A 13,989-nucleotide genomic window follows, 5' to 3' on the forward strand; every position below is an offset into this window, starting at 1 on the left:
TTATGAGATATTTATTTTTGTAAAGCACTTATAAAGTTTTTTAGGTTTAATTAAAGTGCTTGGAAAATTTTTATTATTAGGTGCATCTGGATAGTGTTGAGTTTCCAAACATACACCTTGATAAGGAGCAAGTTTATTTTTATATCTTAAACCTTGACTAGTATAGAGCTGCACTCCGGGAAGATTTGAATAAAAGTCTAATTGAATATTAGTATTTTTATTTTTTAGAGAAGCTAAATAATTTTTAGAATTTTTTTTAATACAATATGTTAAATCAAATCCTAATTGATTAATTGTATTAGATACTCTCTTTATTTTTTTGTTTTGAATAATGTCTATTTTTTTTCCAATATTTTGAAACTTATTAAAATCATTAATGGTATTTTTAACTTTTTTAATTTTACCAGTTGGGATTAATTTATTAGTTACTTCAAGATATTTTTCAGAGTTAATTTTTAAATCATGATTAAAAATTGTTTCTTTTTTATTCTTGTTTAAATTCCAATAACTATGATTGGTTAAACTCACATGAGTTAATTGGTTTGATTTATATTGGTATTTAATGAATAAACTTTTGTTTTTGATTTCAAAAATACACTCAGAATTCAAATCTCCTGGAAAACCTTGATCTAGATGTTTAGATGACAATTGATAGATAATTTTATTTTTTGAATGATGTTTTATTTTCCATTCTAATCTATCAAATCCTATTTTTCCTCCATGAAGTGTATTTCTTCCTTCGTTGCCTTCAAGTTTATAAATCTTATTTTTAATCTTAAATCTTGAATTTGAAATTCTGCCCGCGTACCTGCCACAAGTAGCACCCACATAAAAATTCTTACTACCATAATTTTTGGTAGGACCTAGATTTAAGATTAAATTAATTTTCCTTTGCTTGTCATAAACTTCATATAAACAAGCACCAATATTAATTGATTTAACTCTTAAATACTTATTTTCTATCGTTGAACTTTGTACTTTCACAAAGTCCCTTATAGCCAGCCTTTATCAACAATGTAAGATTGATTTGTGCAACCAGAAGATTGTTCTGATGAAAAAAATAATACCGTTTGTGCAAGCTCGTGGGGCATTAACTTCTCTTTTAAACATTGGTTTTTCATCAAATCTTTTTCGGATTCTTCGTTTAACCACATATCAATTTGTCTTTGAGTTAATACCCATCCAGGAACTACTGAGTTAACTCTAATATTAAATTCTCCTAAATCTCTAGCAAAGGATCTTGTTAAGCCAACTACGCCAGATTTTGCAGCTGTATAAGCTGCCATACCACCTTGTCCAACCATCCAAGATGCTGAACCCATATTAACAATTACCCCCCCTTTATTTTCAATCATTGATTTTTTTACTGATTGAACTGTGAAAAAATAATGTCTTAGGTTTACATTCATTCTCTCATTCCAATATTCTTCTGTAACATCATCAATTTTATGTCTTGTGTCATTAGCAGCGTTATTGATTAATATATCAATTGGACCTTTTTGATCTATGATATCTGCAATTGTCTTTTGAAGTTGTTTTATGTTTAACAAATCACATTCAATAAAAGTTGGTATTGAATATTTTTTATTTTTTATATCTTCAATTAATTTTTCAGACTCTGATACATTAATGTCTATAAAGTAAACTTCTGAACCTTGTTCACAAAAATGTTCAACAATTGAAGCTCCAATTCCTGATCCTCCGCCAGTAACAAATACTCTTTTATTTTCTAAATCGTAATATCTTACTTTCATTTTCTTAATCCTCCACTAGTTACAAAAATCTCTATCAGCATTATTTATAATTTTTATTTGATTAATTTTCTTAATGCTGTTTTTATTATTTTTACTATTTATAGAGTATTTAAATTAAAAATATATATTTTATTTAGCTTTATAACCTAAACCGATATTATTTATTTTTTTACTCGCATCCATAATTTTTGGATATTCATAATTTAATCCTAAAAGCTGTCGTACTTTTGGATTTGAATTATTTTTAAAATCTTCAGATAGATAAGTAACTAAATCTTCAACTGGTTTTATATATTTAGGTAAAAACTCTATCAATAAAGCTGCTCTTTGGTGATCTGATTTATTTGGTGATGCTCCATGCCAACAGTTACCATTAAAAAAAACTAAATCTCCAGGATTAGCAATCATTTGTTGTTTGTTTGAAAAGTCATCATTTTTATTTGGATAGTGTAGTTTCTTTTGTGATCCTGGTATGTATGCCGTTGCTCCTGATTGTTCTGAACAGATATCTAAAGGTATAGTAGCCTGACAGTTTTGTGCAAATGAACTATTAAGACCTATGGGAAAAGTCTCACTATTATAAAAATCCCAATATGGATAATCGATATGTAATTCTTGACCTATAGATCCTGGTAACAACCTACTTGCACAGTAAGATCCACAAAAAAACTCTGAACCTAAAAGTTTAGACATTAAGCTAAAAATAATCTCATTTGTTATTAATTTGCTGAAAACCTCCCCTTTGCCAAATAGGTTCCATATCCTTTGTTGAAGTTTAATTTTATCATATGCTTCAGCTTCAGCATTAAAGTGGGTTTCTTTTTGCTCTTGTGTGTCAGCAAAATGATTAACAATCTCTCTTGCTTCTTTGATATCGTTTAAATTATATGCATTTTCAATAACAATAACTCCAGACTCATGCATTAATTCATTTATTGCTTCAGTAATATTAAAACTATCTGTTGAGAATTTCCGCATGGATAAATTTTAAGTGAAAAAAAATTAAAAAAAAATAAAAAATTATAACTCTAATTCTTTAGCTAGATCGCCAATTTTAGCACCACCTGCCATCAATCTCTTCACATCTTCATTTCCAAGTTCTGAAGATAATCCTGAACCAATTACCTCTCCTAAACTTAAAAAAGTAAATCGATCAGCTATAAGACGAGCATGAATTTCATTATGAGTAATAAGTATAATTGCAATATTTCCTAAACTTTGAACTTTTTTAATTGTTTTTAAAACTTCCATTTGCTGCTTCTGACCTAATGCTGATGTAGGTTCATCCAATATTAATATCTTTGCACCAAAGTAAATTGCTCTAGCAATTGCCAATGTTTGTCTTTGTCCACCTGACATTGTTCCAACTGGCTGATTAGGGTTTGCAATATTAATTCCAATTTTGGACATTTCTTCTGTTGTTATTCTATCCATCTCATCCATTTGCATTAAACCAAATGCACTAGGGCCTTTTACTAATTCGCGTCCAAGAAAAAAATTTCTTGTTACTGAAGTTAGAGCATTTAGTGCTAAATCTTGATAAACTGTTCCAATACCTGCGTCAGATGCTTGACGTGGTGAGGTGAAGTTAACAATTTCTCCATCGACTTTTATTTCTCCACTTGTCATAGGATGAACACCAGATAACACTTTAATCAAAGTTGATTTTCCAGCACCATTGTCACCTAGAAGTGCGTGAACTTCACCTGGATAAACATCTAACGAAACACCATTTAAAGCAGTAAATGCTCCAAATTTTTTTACTAAATTTTTTATTTCAATTAATGGTTTTTTGTCCATTAGATAGTTCCCATAATTCGTTTTCTTATATTTTCATTAGTAAAGGCAGCAGTAACAAGCACTGCTCCAAGGAACACTCTGTAGAATGATCCATCAATTCCAGGAATATAAAAGAAAGCTTCTTTTGCAATTCCAAAAATAATTGTTCCTAGAATTATTCCACCTATGGTTCCAAAACCTCCAGTTAATACTACACCACCAATAACCGCTGCAGCAATTGCTTCTAACTCTTTTAAATTACCTTTAGCTGTATCTGCTGTGTTAACTTCAAATACCTGACAAGCTGCAAACATAGTTGCGCAGAATGCTGTGAACATAAATAATGAAATCTTTACTTTATTCGTTGGTACACCATTAGCTTTTGCAGCATTAAGATTTCCACCTGTTGAATAAATCCAGTTACCTGCTTGAGTTTTACTTAAAATTAAATAACAAATAAATGCAATCAGTCCCCAGATCATTAATGCGGAATACATCCCTTTAGCAAAAATATTTCCAAAGTTATTTACGTTCCAATCTACCGTATAATATAGCCAATTAAATACTGGCTCCATAATGTCGCCTCCAAAGAAATTAGCGACTGGTCTAGCTGTAACAATTGTGTCGATGTAAGCTTTTGCTATATCAATATCCGTAACAGCTTTTGCAGCAACATCAGGAACATTAACTCCAGCTTCAATTTTCTTTGTTAAAATTTCAACCATTGAGTCATTGCCAGATTTTTTTGCTCCAGCTAATGATTTTTCTAAAGTTGCAATCATCTTTTCAGCATTCATGGCAGTTTTGTAAGCTGCAACTTTTTCGTTAACATATGTTAATCGTTCAGTTAATTTCGCAACCGTGCTCGCTGGCACAGTACTAAGAATTTCTAATAATTGGTCATTTGGTAAAGATTTGGCCGCGTCTCTTTCCATTTCTCCATGACCTGGTACATTTATAATGTTTTTGATATCTGGTAAATCTGTAACAGTTGTTGATCCAGCAGTTTGATCAGGAGCTTTGTTAAATGCTCTGTATGATACCTCAGTTAATCCTCTTAAGAAAAAAAGTCCACCTAGTGTAACAATGAAAGAGGATATACCACTTTTAACAACTATCCATCCTTGTATCCATCCAAAAGATAATGTCATACATAATGTAATTAATATTGCTAATAATGGAGATACATCTTGAATTTTAAATAATGTAAATCCTTCAAAATGAAAACCACCTTCAAAAGATATGTAAGGAATAACAACAGCAAAACCCCATTTTAGTATCATTGCCATACAACCACCAGCAAAGCCGATCATTGAACCAACCGAAAGATCAAATTCACCTGCAATGATTAACATTCCAGCAGCAAGTGCAACGATCCCTAATTGTGCAATTACCCTAAAATTATTTCTAATTCCTAAAGCGTTAAATCCTTCACCAGAAAAAGGGTTAAGAGAAAATTGTCCTTCTGGAATAGAAAAGTATCCCAACATACAAAAAAGTAAAACCATAACTCCAAAAGGTCCAACTTCTGGTCGAGACATAAATGCAGAGTACCATTTTTTTTCACCTTGTCGGTCAGACTCTTGTCTTGGTTTTTTTGTTGTTGATGTATTCATTTATAAAAGACTTATTAATTTTGTTAAAAAAAAAGGGCCGATTGAATAATCGACCCTTTAAATTATTACAGACTATCTATCAATACCTGCTAAAGCAGCAACTGAAGAAGCGTTAGACTTGTCAACGAAGCCAGGTCCTGATGGGATGTTAGCTCCTGGTAAAAGTCCAGCACTGTTGTTGTACAAGTGTAATACGATAACTGGCATATAACCTTGTAATCTTTGTTGTTGATCGATAGTGAAAGCAACTCTTCCAGATCCAATTAAATCCATAACTGCAGGACTTAAGTCGAAGCAAGAGTGGTGTACTGTCATACCTAGATCAACTAAAGCTTTATCAACAGCTTCACAAACGTGTGGTCCTACTGAAAGGATCGCATCGATATCGCTGTTAGCTTGTAAAGCAGCAGTTGCTCTAGTTTGAATAGTTGCAGGGTCAGATGTAGTATCAGTCATTTGCATAGGAACAGCAGAACCGTAACCTTCACATCTGTCTACAAGAGCTGTGTTGTATGCTTCTTGAATCATACAAAGTGCTTTAGAAGCACCTTCAGCTTTTGCTCTTTCACCAGCTTTTTGTCCAGCAAGTAATTCAGGCTGACCAACGTGCATTAAAGCACCTAGGCTAGCAGATGACTCTAAACCAGAGTTCATTGTAATTACTGGAACACCAGCAGCAACAGCAGCTTTAATAGCTGGGCCTAATGCATCTGGATCTGGTAAAGAAATCACCATTCCATCTGGTTGAGTAGCTGCAGCAGCTTGAATTGAGCTTGCCATATCAGCCATGTCAGCAGAAGGGTTGTAGATATATTCGAAGTCAGCACCGATTGCTCTAGCTGCATCTTCACCACCTTTTTGAACTACAGGCCAAAAAGGATCTTTTCCTTCACCATGAGTAATCATGACATATCTTTCAGCGAACGCAGAAGTTGCAAATAATGCAAGAGCTGCAATCGAAAGTATAAGTTTTTTCATTATTTCTCCCTTTTTTTGTGTTTTTAAATTAATTTAAAAAACGAAATATAACTAATTTGAAAAGAGTTCATAACAAAAAATGTAAGCTCAACTAATAATTGAAATTTTTTTTTAAGATTTTTTTCGCGACATTACTTATTTTTATTAAATTAGAATTTTTCTAATTTAAATTTTAACAAGAAATTTATAACTAATATGTCGCGCTTCTTCCTAATCTTGCAGCACCACGAACGCCACTAGCATCACCATATCTTGGTTTTAAAAAAACACCTTCGTATTCTCTTCCAATCACAAATTTTCGCACCAGTGAATCTATTTCATGTAAAAAATCAATTTCATTTGAAACTCCTCCTCCAAAAATAAAAGCATCAGGATCTAAAATATTTATTATACTTGAAAGTGACATTGCTAAATTGACTTTAAAATCATCTATAAATCTTTCTGCATCTAAATCATGTTTTCTATTTAATTCAAAAATTTCATTTGTTTTTAAATTTTTTCCGTAAAGTTTTTTAAATCTTTTAGCTAGCCCTAAACCAGATAAAAAACTCTCAATCTCTGCTTCTCTTGGATTACTTGAGTCGAAATTTTCTTTCTTTGCAGCGAAATAAGGAATTTGATTATGACCCCACTCTCCAGCAACACCATTAGGACCACTTACAATTTTTTTATCTATTACTAAACCACCTCCAACTCCAGATCCTAAAATTATTCCATAAACAATTTTATAATGTTTGCCTGATCCATCTATAGCCTCTGACAAGGCAAAACAATTTGCATCATTTTCACAAAACACTTCTTTCCCAAGTGCTTTACGTAAATCATTTTGAAAAGGTTTTTTTTCTAACCAAGTTATATTAGGTGCATTTTTAACTAATCCTGTTTGAGGAGAGTGAACTCCTGGATGACAAACACCAATTGGAAGTTCTTGTTTAAACTCTTGTTCTAATTTTTTATGAATATCTCTTATTGCAGTAATAATTTGAGTATAATTTTTTGGGCATGATATTCTAGATCTATGTTTTTCTTGTCCATCTTTTTCAAGAACAACACTCTCTATCTTTGTTGCACCGACATCTATACCTACTTGCATAATTTTTAGTAAGTTGCTCTACCGCCACTTAGATCAAATACTGCAGCTGTTGAAAAAGAATTTTCTTCACTTGATAACCAAGCAACTAAAGAAGCTAATTCCTCAACCTTAGCAAATTTATTTCTTGGTATTTTTGAAAGCATATAATTTATATGTTCCTCAGTCATTTGATCAAAAATTCTAGTTTTTGCTGCGGCTGGAGTAACACAATTTACTGCAATATTTTTTTGAGCAAGTTCTTTACCTAAAGATTTAGTTAAACCTATAACTCCTGCTTTTGAAGTACTGTAAGCACTTGCATTTGGATTTCCTTCTTTACCTGCGATAGATGCAATATTTACAATCCTTCCATAATCATTCTTAACCATAAATGGAACAACTGCTTTACAACAATAAAAGACTGCATTTAAGTTAAGGTTAATAACTTTGTTCCACTCTTCTATTGGATATTCTGCAACAGTAGTGTTCATGCCTGCTACACCTGCATTGTTTATAAAGATATCAATCTTCCCATGTGATTTTTCAACTTCTGATAATTTTGAATTAATTGTCTCATAGTTGCTTACATCAACTATTTGATAAGTTAAATTTTCAGAATTTACTTTTTCTAAAGCTTTTTTAGCTTCACCTTCATCGATATCCCAAATTACTACTTTAGCACCAGACTCGATAAATCTTTCAGTGATAGCTAATCCAAACCCTTGAGCTCCACCAGTTACAATTGCTACTCTGTTATTTAAATCAAATTTAATCATGTTTATTTTCTAATTTTTTTTGCTCTTATTAAAGGAAAAGCTAAAGCAATTAAAGATAAAATAAAGAATGTTAAAGCTATTGGTCTTGTAAAAAACATTAACCAATTTCCATCAAATATAACCAGAGATTGTCTTAACGTACCTTCAACCAACTCACCTAAAATTAATCCAATAATAACAGGGACAACTGAGAAACCATATCTTCTCATAAAAAAACCAAGCACACCAAAAAATAACATTATCCAAACATCAATTATAGATTGATTTAATGAATAAGTTCCACAAACTGAAACTGCAAAAATCATTGGCCATAATATTTTATTAGGCACCAATGTTATTCTTGCAAAAATTTTTGCACCAAAAAAACCAAATATAAAGAACAAAACATTAGCAATAAGCATTGCTCCAAATATTCCATATAAAAAATCAGGTTGTTCTTTAAATAAATCTGGACCAGGTCTAACCCCATGTATAATTAATCCAGTTAAGATAACAGCTGTTGTTGCACTACCAGGAATTCCAAGTGCAAGGGTTGGTACCATCGCACCTCCTGTTGCTGCATTGTTTGCAGCTTCTGCACCTGCAATACCTTCAATAGATCCTTTTCCAAATTCCTCTGGTTTTTTTGAAAATCTTTTTGCTTCTGAGTATCCAATTAAGGAAGCAACTGTTCCACCTTCTGCAGGCAGCACTCCAATAAATGAACCAATACCACTAGATCTTAAAATTGTTTTCCAAGTTTTTTTGTAATCATCTTTGCTTGGAAGCTTGATTGCTTTTAAGGCTATTCTGTTAAATACTTGATTAATTAAAGTTGACTGAGTTAACATCTCACTCATTGCAAACAACCCAACAACAACAGGAATAAAACCAATCCCTTCAGTTAACTCGTTAATTCCAAAAGTAAAACGATCAATTGATGTCATAAAATCTTTACCAACTGTTGAAATTAAAATTCCAAATGCGCCTGCAATCAAATTTTTAATAGGACTACCTTCTCCAATTGATGCAAGCATTGTTAAACCGAAAATAGCTAATGCAAAATATTCTGGCTGACCAAATTCATATGCAAGCTGAGCTAATATAGGTGCAAAAAAGACAAGTATTACAACACTAAAAATACCTCCAACTGTACTTGAAACAGTAGCCATTCCTAGGGCTCTTCCTGCCTCTCCTTTTTGTGCCAAAGGATAACCATCTAAACAAGTTGCTGCAGCAGCTGGTGTTCCTGGTGTATTAATTAGAACTGCTGTTATCGCGCCACCATAAGTACCGGCACAATAAATAGAAGTTAACAATACAATTGCTGACAATGGATCAAGTGTCATTGTAAAAGGTAAAATTAATGCACCACCGGTTGTTGGACCTAAACCAGGTAACACTCCTAAAATTAATCCAAACAATGTTCCAAAAAATAAAACCAATAATAGCTTTGAGCTAAATAAAGGAGCCATCATTAATAATAAATTATCCATCTAGCTATAATAAATGTTAGTTATAATTCCAGGTGGAAATCTTAAACCTAAAATTGTTTCAAAAAAAATAAAGACAATCACAGGAAAAATAATTCCAACAAGCAATAAATAAAATATTCTTTTCTCTCCCCAACAATAAGAAACAAAAATAGATAAAACTGAAATTGCTAAAAAGAAATCTAAAGTCTTTGAAATGATTAAAAAAATCACAAAACTAGAAAGTGTTAAAAAAAATGACTTTGGTAATTCTTTTTGAACCTTCCAAGGGTTTTTAGTTGCTAAATAATAAATTAATAAAGTCATTACTATTATTAATACTAAAAGTGCTTTTGGAAATGTTGCAGGCTGTATTCCTCTATTCAAAATAGGAGGAACAATATCAAAAGTAAAAGTAGTGATTAATAATGCTACAGATATAAAAATAATTACAAAAGAGACTTTAAATTCGTCTCTAAAAAAAAAGGGCAAACTTTTGTTTGCCCTTTTTTGTTTTTGTACATTTTTCATATGCAAATGTACTTTTAATTAGATTAGTTAATGTAACCTAAAGCTTTTAGCTGAGCAGTCATTTCAGCAAGCATTTCTTCCATTTGCTTACCCCACTCGTCAGCACCAACTACACTAGTGTCATCAAGACCAATTTCTGTTAAGAAATTTTTGTAATAGTTGTGGCTCATAGCTTTCATCATTCCAGCTTCTAATTGTTTAACTCTGTCTGCTGGAGCACCTTTTTTAGTTACGAAACCTCTAACAGTAGATAAAGAAACAGGAATTCCTAATTCTTTGGCTGTTGGAGAGTCACCAATTTTAGCCATTCTATTGTTTGCTAAAACAACTGATACACAAAGTTTACCTTCGTTGATTTCAGTTAATGCTTCACCTAAGTTTAAAACACCTACATCGATATCGCCTTTGATTAGGTTAGTTTTAATTGGCGCTACACCTTTGTAAGCAACAATAGTTGGATCTGTTAATCCACCTTTTTTAGTAAATGCAATTGCACTAACGTCATCAATACCACCTGTATGTGTTGTTCCATATTTTAGTGATTTTGATTTTTGCGCGCTAATGAATTTTTTAGCATCTTTAATTTCATTGTTACAGTTAACAACAAATAATTGAGGATCGTCTGTACCTCTTGCTAAAGGCTGCATATCACTTAATTTTACTTTAGTTTTTCCTAAAGCCATTGATACTGCGTGACCAGTAGTCCAAGTTAAAGTGTGGTTACCGTCTGCAGGTAAAGACATCATGTAATCCATAGATGCTGCTCCACCACCACCTTTTTTGTTCACTAACTGCATATCTTGTTTAAGAACTCTTCTTGCTCTTAATAACATCATTCTAGTAGTAACGTCAGTTCCACCACCAAAACCAGCGTGAGTAATTGCTTGTATTGGATGTCCATCAGCTTTTGCTGAAGTGATCATTAATGGAAGAGCTACAACAAAAAATTCAGTTACTAAAAAAGCAGCTGCTAAAAATAGTTTAAAGCTTTTTTTCATTATTTCCCTCTTTAGTTTATTTAGTTTATATATATACAACTTATATATAAATATTTAATCATACTCAGATATAAGACGTAAAGTAAAAAATGACACAAACAAAAGCTAACATTGCTCTACTACTTGGGGATCCTGCGGGGATAGGACCTGAGCTTATTTCAAAACTATTAAAAGAAGAAATTACAAATAAAGCAAATATTGTTGTAATTGGTGAAAAACAAATACTTGAGAGTGGATATAATGTAACCGGCATCCCTCATCAACTTGAAATCGTTGAAGATTTTGATCAAATTGATTTTAATAAATCAAACAGATTTTTATTAGATATTTCAAAAGGAAAAAATCATAAATATAAAATAGCAGAACCTTCAAAAGAATCAGGTGAAAGTGTTTTGGAAGCTTTAGATTTAGCACTAACGCTTGCTAAAGAAAAAAAAATTGATGCTATTAATTTTGCGCCAATGAACAAAACAAGTTTAAAACTTGGAGGAAATACCCACTCAGATGAATTGCAATTAATGGCTGAAAAATTAGATGTGAAAAGTTTTTGTTGTGAGTTTAATGTTATTGATAACTTTTGGACTGCAAGAGTAACCTCTCACATTCCTATTAAAGAAGTGGCTCAGCACATCACAAAAGAAAATATCTTAAAACCTATTAAATTAATAAATGAAGTTATGGAATTGAACGGAGTGAAAAATCCTAGGATAGCAGTTCAAGCACTTAACCCACATGCAGAATTTGGTACTGAAGAAAAAGATGAAATTATTCCAGCAATAGAAGAGGCAAAAAAACTTGGATTTAATACGGATGGCCCGTTACCATGTGATACTTCTTTTGTAGTTGCTTATAAAAATAAAAACCATGATTGTATGGTTGGCATGTATCATGATGCACTTCAGTCTGGACTTAAAGCATTTGGTTTTGATAGAGGTGTTACTGTTCAAGGTGGACTAACTGTTCCTGTAACAACAACTGCACATGGATCTGCATTTGCAATTGCAGGCAAAAATGAAGCCAACTTAGCTCCAATTTTAAATTCATTTAAAATTGCATTATCAATGGCTGAAAATAAAAAGAAGTTAAGCTAAGCTCTAAATTAAACCAGCATCTACCGTAAAATTTTGTTTAGTACATCCAGATGAAACATCTGATGCTAAATATAAAACCATTCTTGAGACATCCTCAGGTAAAACTTGTTTTTTAAGACACTGTTTGTCTAAAATTTCTTTTTTAAATTTTGGATTTAACCACACTTTTGACTGTCTTTTAGTTGCAACGGACCCAGGGGCAATAGAGTTTATTCTAATATTGTGTTGCCCTAAATCTCTAGCTAAAGATTTGGTTAAACCATAAATTGCAGCTTTTGCAGTACTGTATGCTGGAAACATCACGGCTCCCCTAATCCAACTAACAGAACCTAAGTTTATTATTGAACCACCTTTATTTTTAATCATACTTTTTTTTACTGCTTGAATAGCAAACAAATAGTGCTTCAAATTTATAGCCATTCTGTCATCCCAGTATTTTTCGGTAATTTCTTCAATTGTGTGCCTTTGATCATTGGATGCATTATTTACTAAAATATCAATTGGACCTTTTTTTTTAATAATACTCTGAATTAAAGTTTTGTATTTTTTTATATTTTTAATGTTGCAGAAATGAAAAGAAGGAATTTTTTGTTTTTTCTTTTTAATTTTCGAAATTAACTTTTGAGCTTCTTTTTTATCTATATCAAAAAAATAAACCTCGACACCTTGTTCACAAAGATGTTCAACAATTGATGCACCAATACCAGATGCCCCACCTGAAACTAAAGCACGTTTGTCTTTTAGGTCAAAATATTGAACTTTCATATTTTGATTATAAATATTATTTCAATATTTTCTTTATATCTTTTGTTTGAAATAAACTTGGTTTTTTGCATGTAGTTTTAATTACTTGTGGTTTATTTGTCTTACATGCTTTCATTGTTGATTGAATAATATCTAAAACATGAAGAGATAGATCTCCATTACATTTGTTTATTTTTTTATTTTCAATTGAATAAGCCATTTCTGCTAGTCCTGCTCCACGGTAATTTGCATTTGTAGGAGACTCGTTTGCTCTAGAACTCTGTGATCTTATGTTGATTTTACCAAGATGCATTTTGTTTGTTTTATACTCTTTCCAAGGGTCTCCTAATTTATTACAAACATAAACAGATCCACCAAACATATTTGGATCTGGTACAATCATGGAACCTTTGCTTCCATATAATTCAATGTGATTTCTTTGATGTGCAATAACATCAAATGATAAAGTTAATCTTATAATTGTGCCATTCTCAAACTGAATTGTTGATAAATATGTTGTTGGGCATTCAACTTTAAAAGTTTTATTTTTTTTAGGTCCAATTCCAATTGTTCGTCTCTTTACTCCTTCCATTATGCTACCAGTTACTTTTTTAGCTGGTCCCAATAAATTTACTAAAGCAGTTAGATAGTAAGGTCCCATATCAATAACTGGACCACCTTCTTTTTTAGCAAACCAAGGTTCTGGATTTGGATGATAGGATTGAACACCTGGAAATGCAAAAATTGCATTTCCTAATGAAATTTTACCTAATATATTTTTCTCTACTAATTCTTTTGATTTTTGAATTCCGCCGCCTAAAAAAGTATCAGGTGCATTTCCTATATAAAGTTTTTTTCTCTTTGCGATTTTAACAAGGTCTAAACCATCTTTAAAATTAATGGCCAAAGGTTTTTCAGAATAAACATGTTTACCATTCAACAAGGATTGCTTAGCAACTTGATAATGAGCTTTTGGAATAGTTAGATTTAATATGATTTCTACTTCTTGATCTTTTAATAAATCTTTTACTGATAATGCTTTAATTTTGTAAGTCTTTGCACATTTAAGTGCATTAGCATGATTGATATCAGCACATTTAACTATCTTTATATTATTAAAATATTTTTCAGCTCTAAAATAAGTTTCTGAAATATGACCACAACCTATAAGGCCAACTTTAAATACTTTGTTCATAGAG

Annotated in this window: 14 protein-coding genes; 1 reads left to right on the plus strand and 13 read right to left on the minus strand. The window is 31.6% G+C overall.

The annotated features are described in order from the left end of the window. The 11 genes from ACTTBN_RS00820 to ACTTBN_RS00870 all read right to left on the minus strand — a co-directional run bounded on the left by ACTTBN_RS00820 (position 1) and on the right by ACTTBN_RS00870 (position 10,955). Complete coding sequence (locus ACTTBN_RS00820; RefSeq protein ID WP_440680549.1) at positions 1 to 984, minus strand: aldose epimerase family protein; 984 nt, start codon at positions 982 to 984, stop codon at positions 1 to 3. An 8-nt stretch (positions 985 to 992) separates the two neighbouring features. Beyond that, complete coding sequence (locus ACTTBN_RS00825) at positions 993 to 1,754, minus strand: SDR family NAD(P)-dependent oxidoreductase (RefSeq protein WP_440680550.1); 762 nt, start codon at positions 1,752 to 1,754, stop codon at positions 993 to 995. Positions 1,755 to 1,883: 129 nt separating this feature from the next. Then, entirely contained in the window at positions 1,884 to 2,732 is an 849-nt protein-coding gene (locus ACTTBN_RS00830) for a phytanoyl-CoA dioxygenase family protein (RefSeq protein ID WP_440680551.1), read from the minus strand. A gap of 42 nt (positions 2,733 to 2,774) precedes the next feature. Beyond that, positions 2,775 to 3,554, minus strand: a complete 780-nt coding sequence (locus tag ACTTBN_RS00835) for an ATP-binding cassette domain-containing protein (protein WP_440680552.1) — start codon at positions 3,552 to 3,554, stop codon at positions 2,775 to 2,777. Continuing rightward, the gene (locus ACTTBN_RS00840) at positions 3,554 to 5,149 is read right to left on the minus strand and encodes an ABC transporter permease (protein ID WP_440680553.1); all 1,596 of its coding nucleotides are present in this window, start codon (positions 5,147 to 5,149) and stop codon (positions 3,554 to 3,556) included. Before ACTTBN_RS00840 ends, ACTTBN_RS00835 begins: the two co-directional genes overlap by 1 nt. Before the next feature lie 72 nt (positions 5,150 to 5,221). Beyond that, entirely contained in the window at positions 5,222 to 6,127 is a 906-nt protein-coding gene (locus ACTTBN_RS00845) for a sugar ABC transporter substrate-binding protein (RefSeq protein ID WP_440680554.1), read from the minus strand. Positions 6,128 to 6,317: 190 nt separating this feature from the next. Beyond that, positions 6,318 to 7,220: an ROK family protein gene (locus ACTTBN_RS00850; protein ID WP_440680555.1), complete on the minus strand. Its 903-nt coding sequence runs from the start codon at positions 7,218 to 7,220 to the stop codon at positions 6,318 to 6,320. Positions 7,221 to 7,225: 5 nt separating this feature from the next. After that, complete coding sequence (locus ACTTBN_RS00855; protein WP_440651200.1) at positions 7,226 to 7,975, minus strand: SDR family NAD(P)-dependent oxidoreductase; 750 nt, start codon at positions 7,973 to 7,975, stop codon at positions 7,226 to 7,228. Positions 7,976 to 7,977: 2 nt separating this feature from the next. Next, on the minus strand, positions 7,978 to 9,450 hold the full coding sequence (locus ACTTBN_RS00860) for a tripartite tricarboxylate transporter permease (RefSeq protein WP_440680556.1): 1,473 nt from the start codon (positions 9,448 to 9,450) through the stop codon (positions 7,978 to 7,980). Next, positions 9,451 to 9,957 carry a tripartite tricarboxylate transporter TctB family protein gene (locus ACTTBN_RS00865; protein WP_440652616.1) on the minus strand — a complete coding sequence of 169 codons (507 nt, stop codon included), beginning with the start codon at positions 9,955 to 9,957 and terminating at the stop codon, positions 9,451 to 9,453. It abuts the gene before it with no gap. Between the two features lie 23 nt (positions 9,958 to 9,980). Next, positions 9,981 to 10,955 carry a Bug family tripartite tricarboxylate transporter substrate binding protein gene (locus ACTTBN_RS00870; protein WP_440647715.1) on the minus strand — a complete coding sequence of 325 codons (975 nt, stop codon included), beginning with the start codon at positions 10,953 to 10,955 and terminating at the stop codon, positions 9,981 to 9,983. Between the two features lie 89 nt (positions 10,956 to 11,044). Here ACTTBN_RS00870 and ACTTBN_RS00875 point away from each other — a divergent pair, with 89 nt between their 5' ends. Beyond that, positions 11,045 to 12,046 (plus strand): 4-hydroxythreonine-4-phosphate dehydrogenase PdxA, encoded by a 1,002-nt coding sequence (locus tag ACTTBN_RS00875; RefSeq protein ID WP_440680557.1) that lies wholly within the window; start codon positions 11,045 to 11,047, stop codon positions 12,044 to 12,046. 3 nt (positions 12,047 to 12,049) lie between these two features. Here ACTTBN_RS00875 and ACTTBN_RS00880 read toward each other — a convergent pair whose 3' ends face one another. Next, on the minus strand, positions 12,050 to 12,811 hold the full coding sequence (locus ACTTBN_RS00880) for an SDR family NAD(P)-dependent oxidoreductase (protein WP_440680558.1): 762 nt from the start codon (positions 12,809 to 12,811) through the stop codon (positions 12,050 to 12,052). 16 nt (positions 12,812 to 12,827) lie between these two features. Continuing rightward, the gene (locus ACTTBN_RS00885) at positions 12,828 to 13,985 is read right to left on the minus strand and encodes a Gfo/Idh/MocA family protein (protein WP_440680559.1); all 1,158 of its coding nucleotides are present in this window, start codon (positions 13,983 to 13,985) and stop codon (positions 12,828 to 12,830) included. Positions 13,986 to 13,989 lie beyond the last annotated feature (4 nt).

This window comes from Candidatus Pelagibacter sp. HIMB1623 (assembly GCF_052047695.1).
Classification (GTDB): domain Bacteria; phylum Pseudomonadota; class Alphaproteobacteria; order Pelagibacterales; family Pelagibacteraceae; genus Pelagibacter.

Excerpts from the sequence above, each read along its gene's own strand:
- ACTTBN_RS00825 (WP_440680550.1), bottom strand. The coding sequence starts at position 1,754 with ATGAAAGTAAGATATTACGATTTAGAAAATAAAAGAGTATTTGTTACT.
- ACTTBN_RS00830 (WP_440680551.1), bottom strand. The coding sequence starts at position 2,732 with ATGCGGAAATTCTCAACAGATAGTTTTAATATTACTGAAGCAATAAAT.
- ACTTBN_RS00835 (WP_440680552.1), bottom strand. The coding sequence starts at position 3,554 with ATGGACAAAAAACCATTAATTGAAATAAAAAATTTAGTAAAAAAATTT.
- ACTTBN_RS00840 (WP_440680553.1), bottom strand. The coding sequence starts at position 5,149 with ATGAATACATCAACAACAAAAAAACCAAGACAAGAGTCTGACCGACAA.
- ACTTBN_RS00845 (WP_440680554.1), bottom strand. The coding sequence starts at position 6,127 with ATGAAAAAACTTATACTTTCGATTGCAGCTCTTGCATTATTTGCAACT.
- ACTTBN_RS00850 (WP_440680555.1), bottom strand. The coding sequence starts at position 7,220 with ATGCAAGTAGGTATAGATGTCGGTGCAACAAAGATAGAGAGTGTTGTT.
- ACTTBN_RS00855 (WP_440651200.1), bottom strand. The coding sequence starts at position 7,975 with ATGATTAAATTTGATTTAAATAACAGAGTAGCAATTGTAACTGGTGGA.
- ACTTBN_RS00860 (WP_440680556.1), bottom strand. The coding sequence starts at position 9,450 with ATGGATAATTTATTATTAATGATGGCTCCTTTATTTAGCTCAAAGCTA.
- ACTTBN_RS00865 (WP_440652616.1), bottom strand. The coding sequence starts at position 9,957 with ATGAAAAATGTACAAAAACAAAAAAGGGCAAACAAAAGTTTGCCCTTT.
- ACTTBN_RS00870 (WP_440647715.1), bottom strand. The coding sequence starts at position 10,955 with ATGAAAAAAAGCTTTAAACTATTTTTAGCAGCTGCTTTTTTAGTAACT.
- ACTTBN_RS00875 (WP_440680557.1), top strand. The coding sequence starts at position 11,045 with ATGACACAAACAAAAGCTAACATTGCTCTACTACTTGGGGATCCTGCG.
- ACTTBN_RS00880 (WP_440680558.1), bottom strand. The coding sequence starts at position 12,811 with ATGAAAGTTCAATATTTTGACCTAAAAGACAAACGTGCTTTAGTTTCA.
- ACTTBN_RS00885 (WP_440680559.1), bottom strand. The coding sequence starts at position 13,985 with ATGAACAAAGTATTTAAAGTTGGCCTTATAGGTTGTGGTCATATTTCA.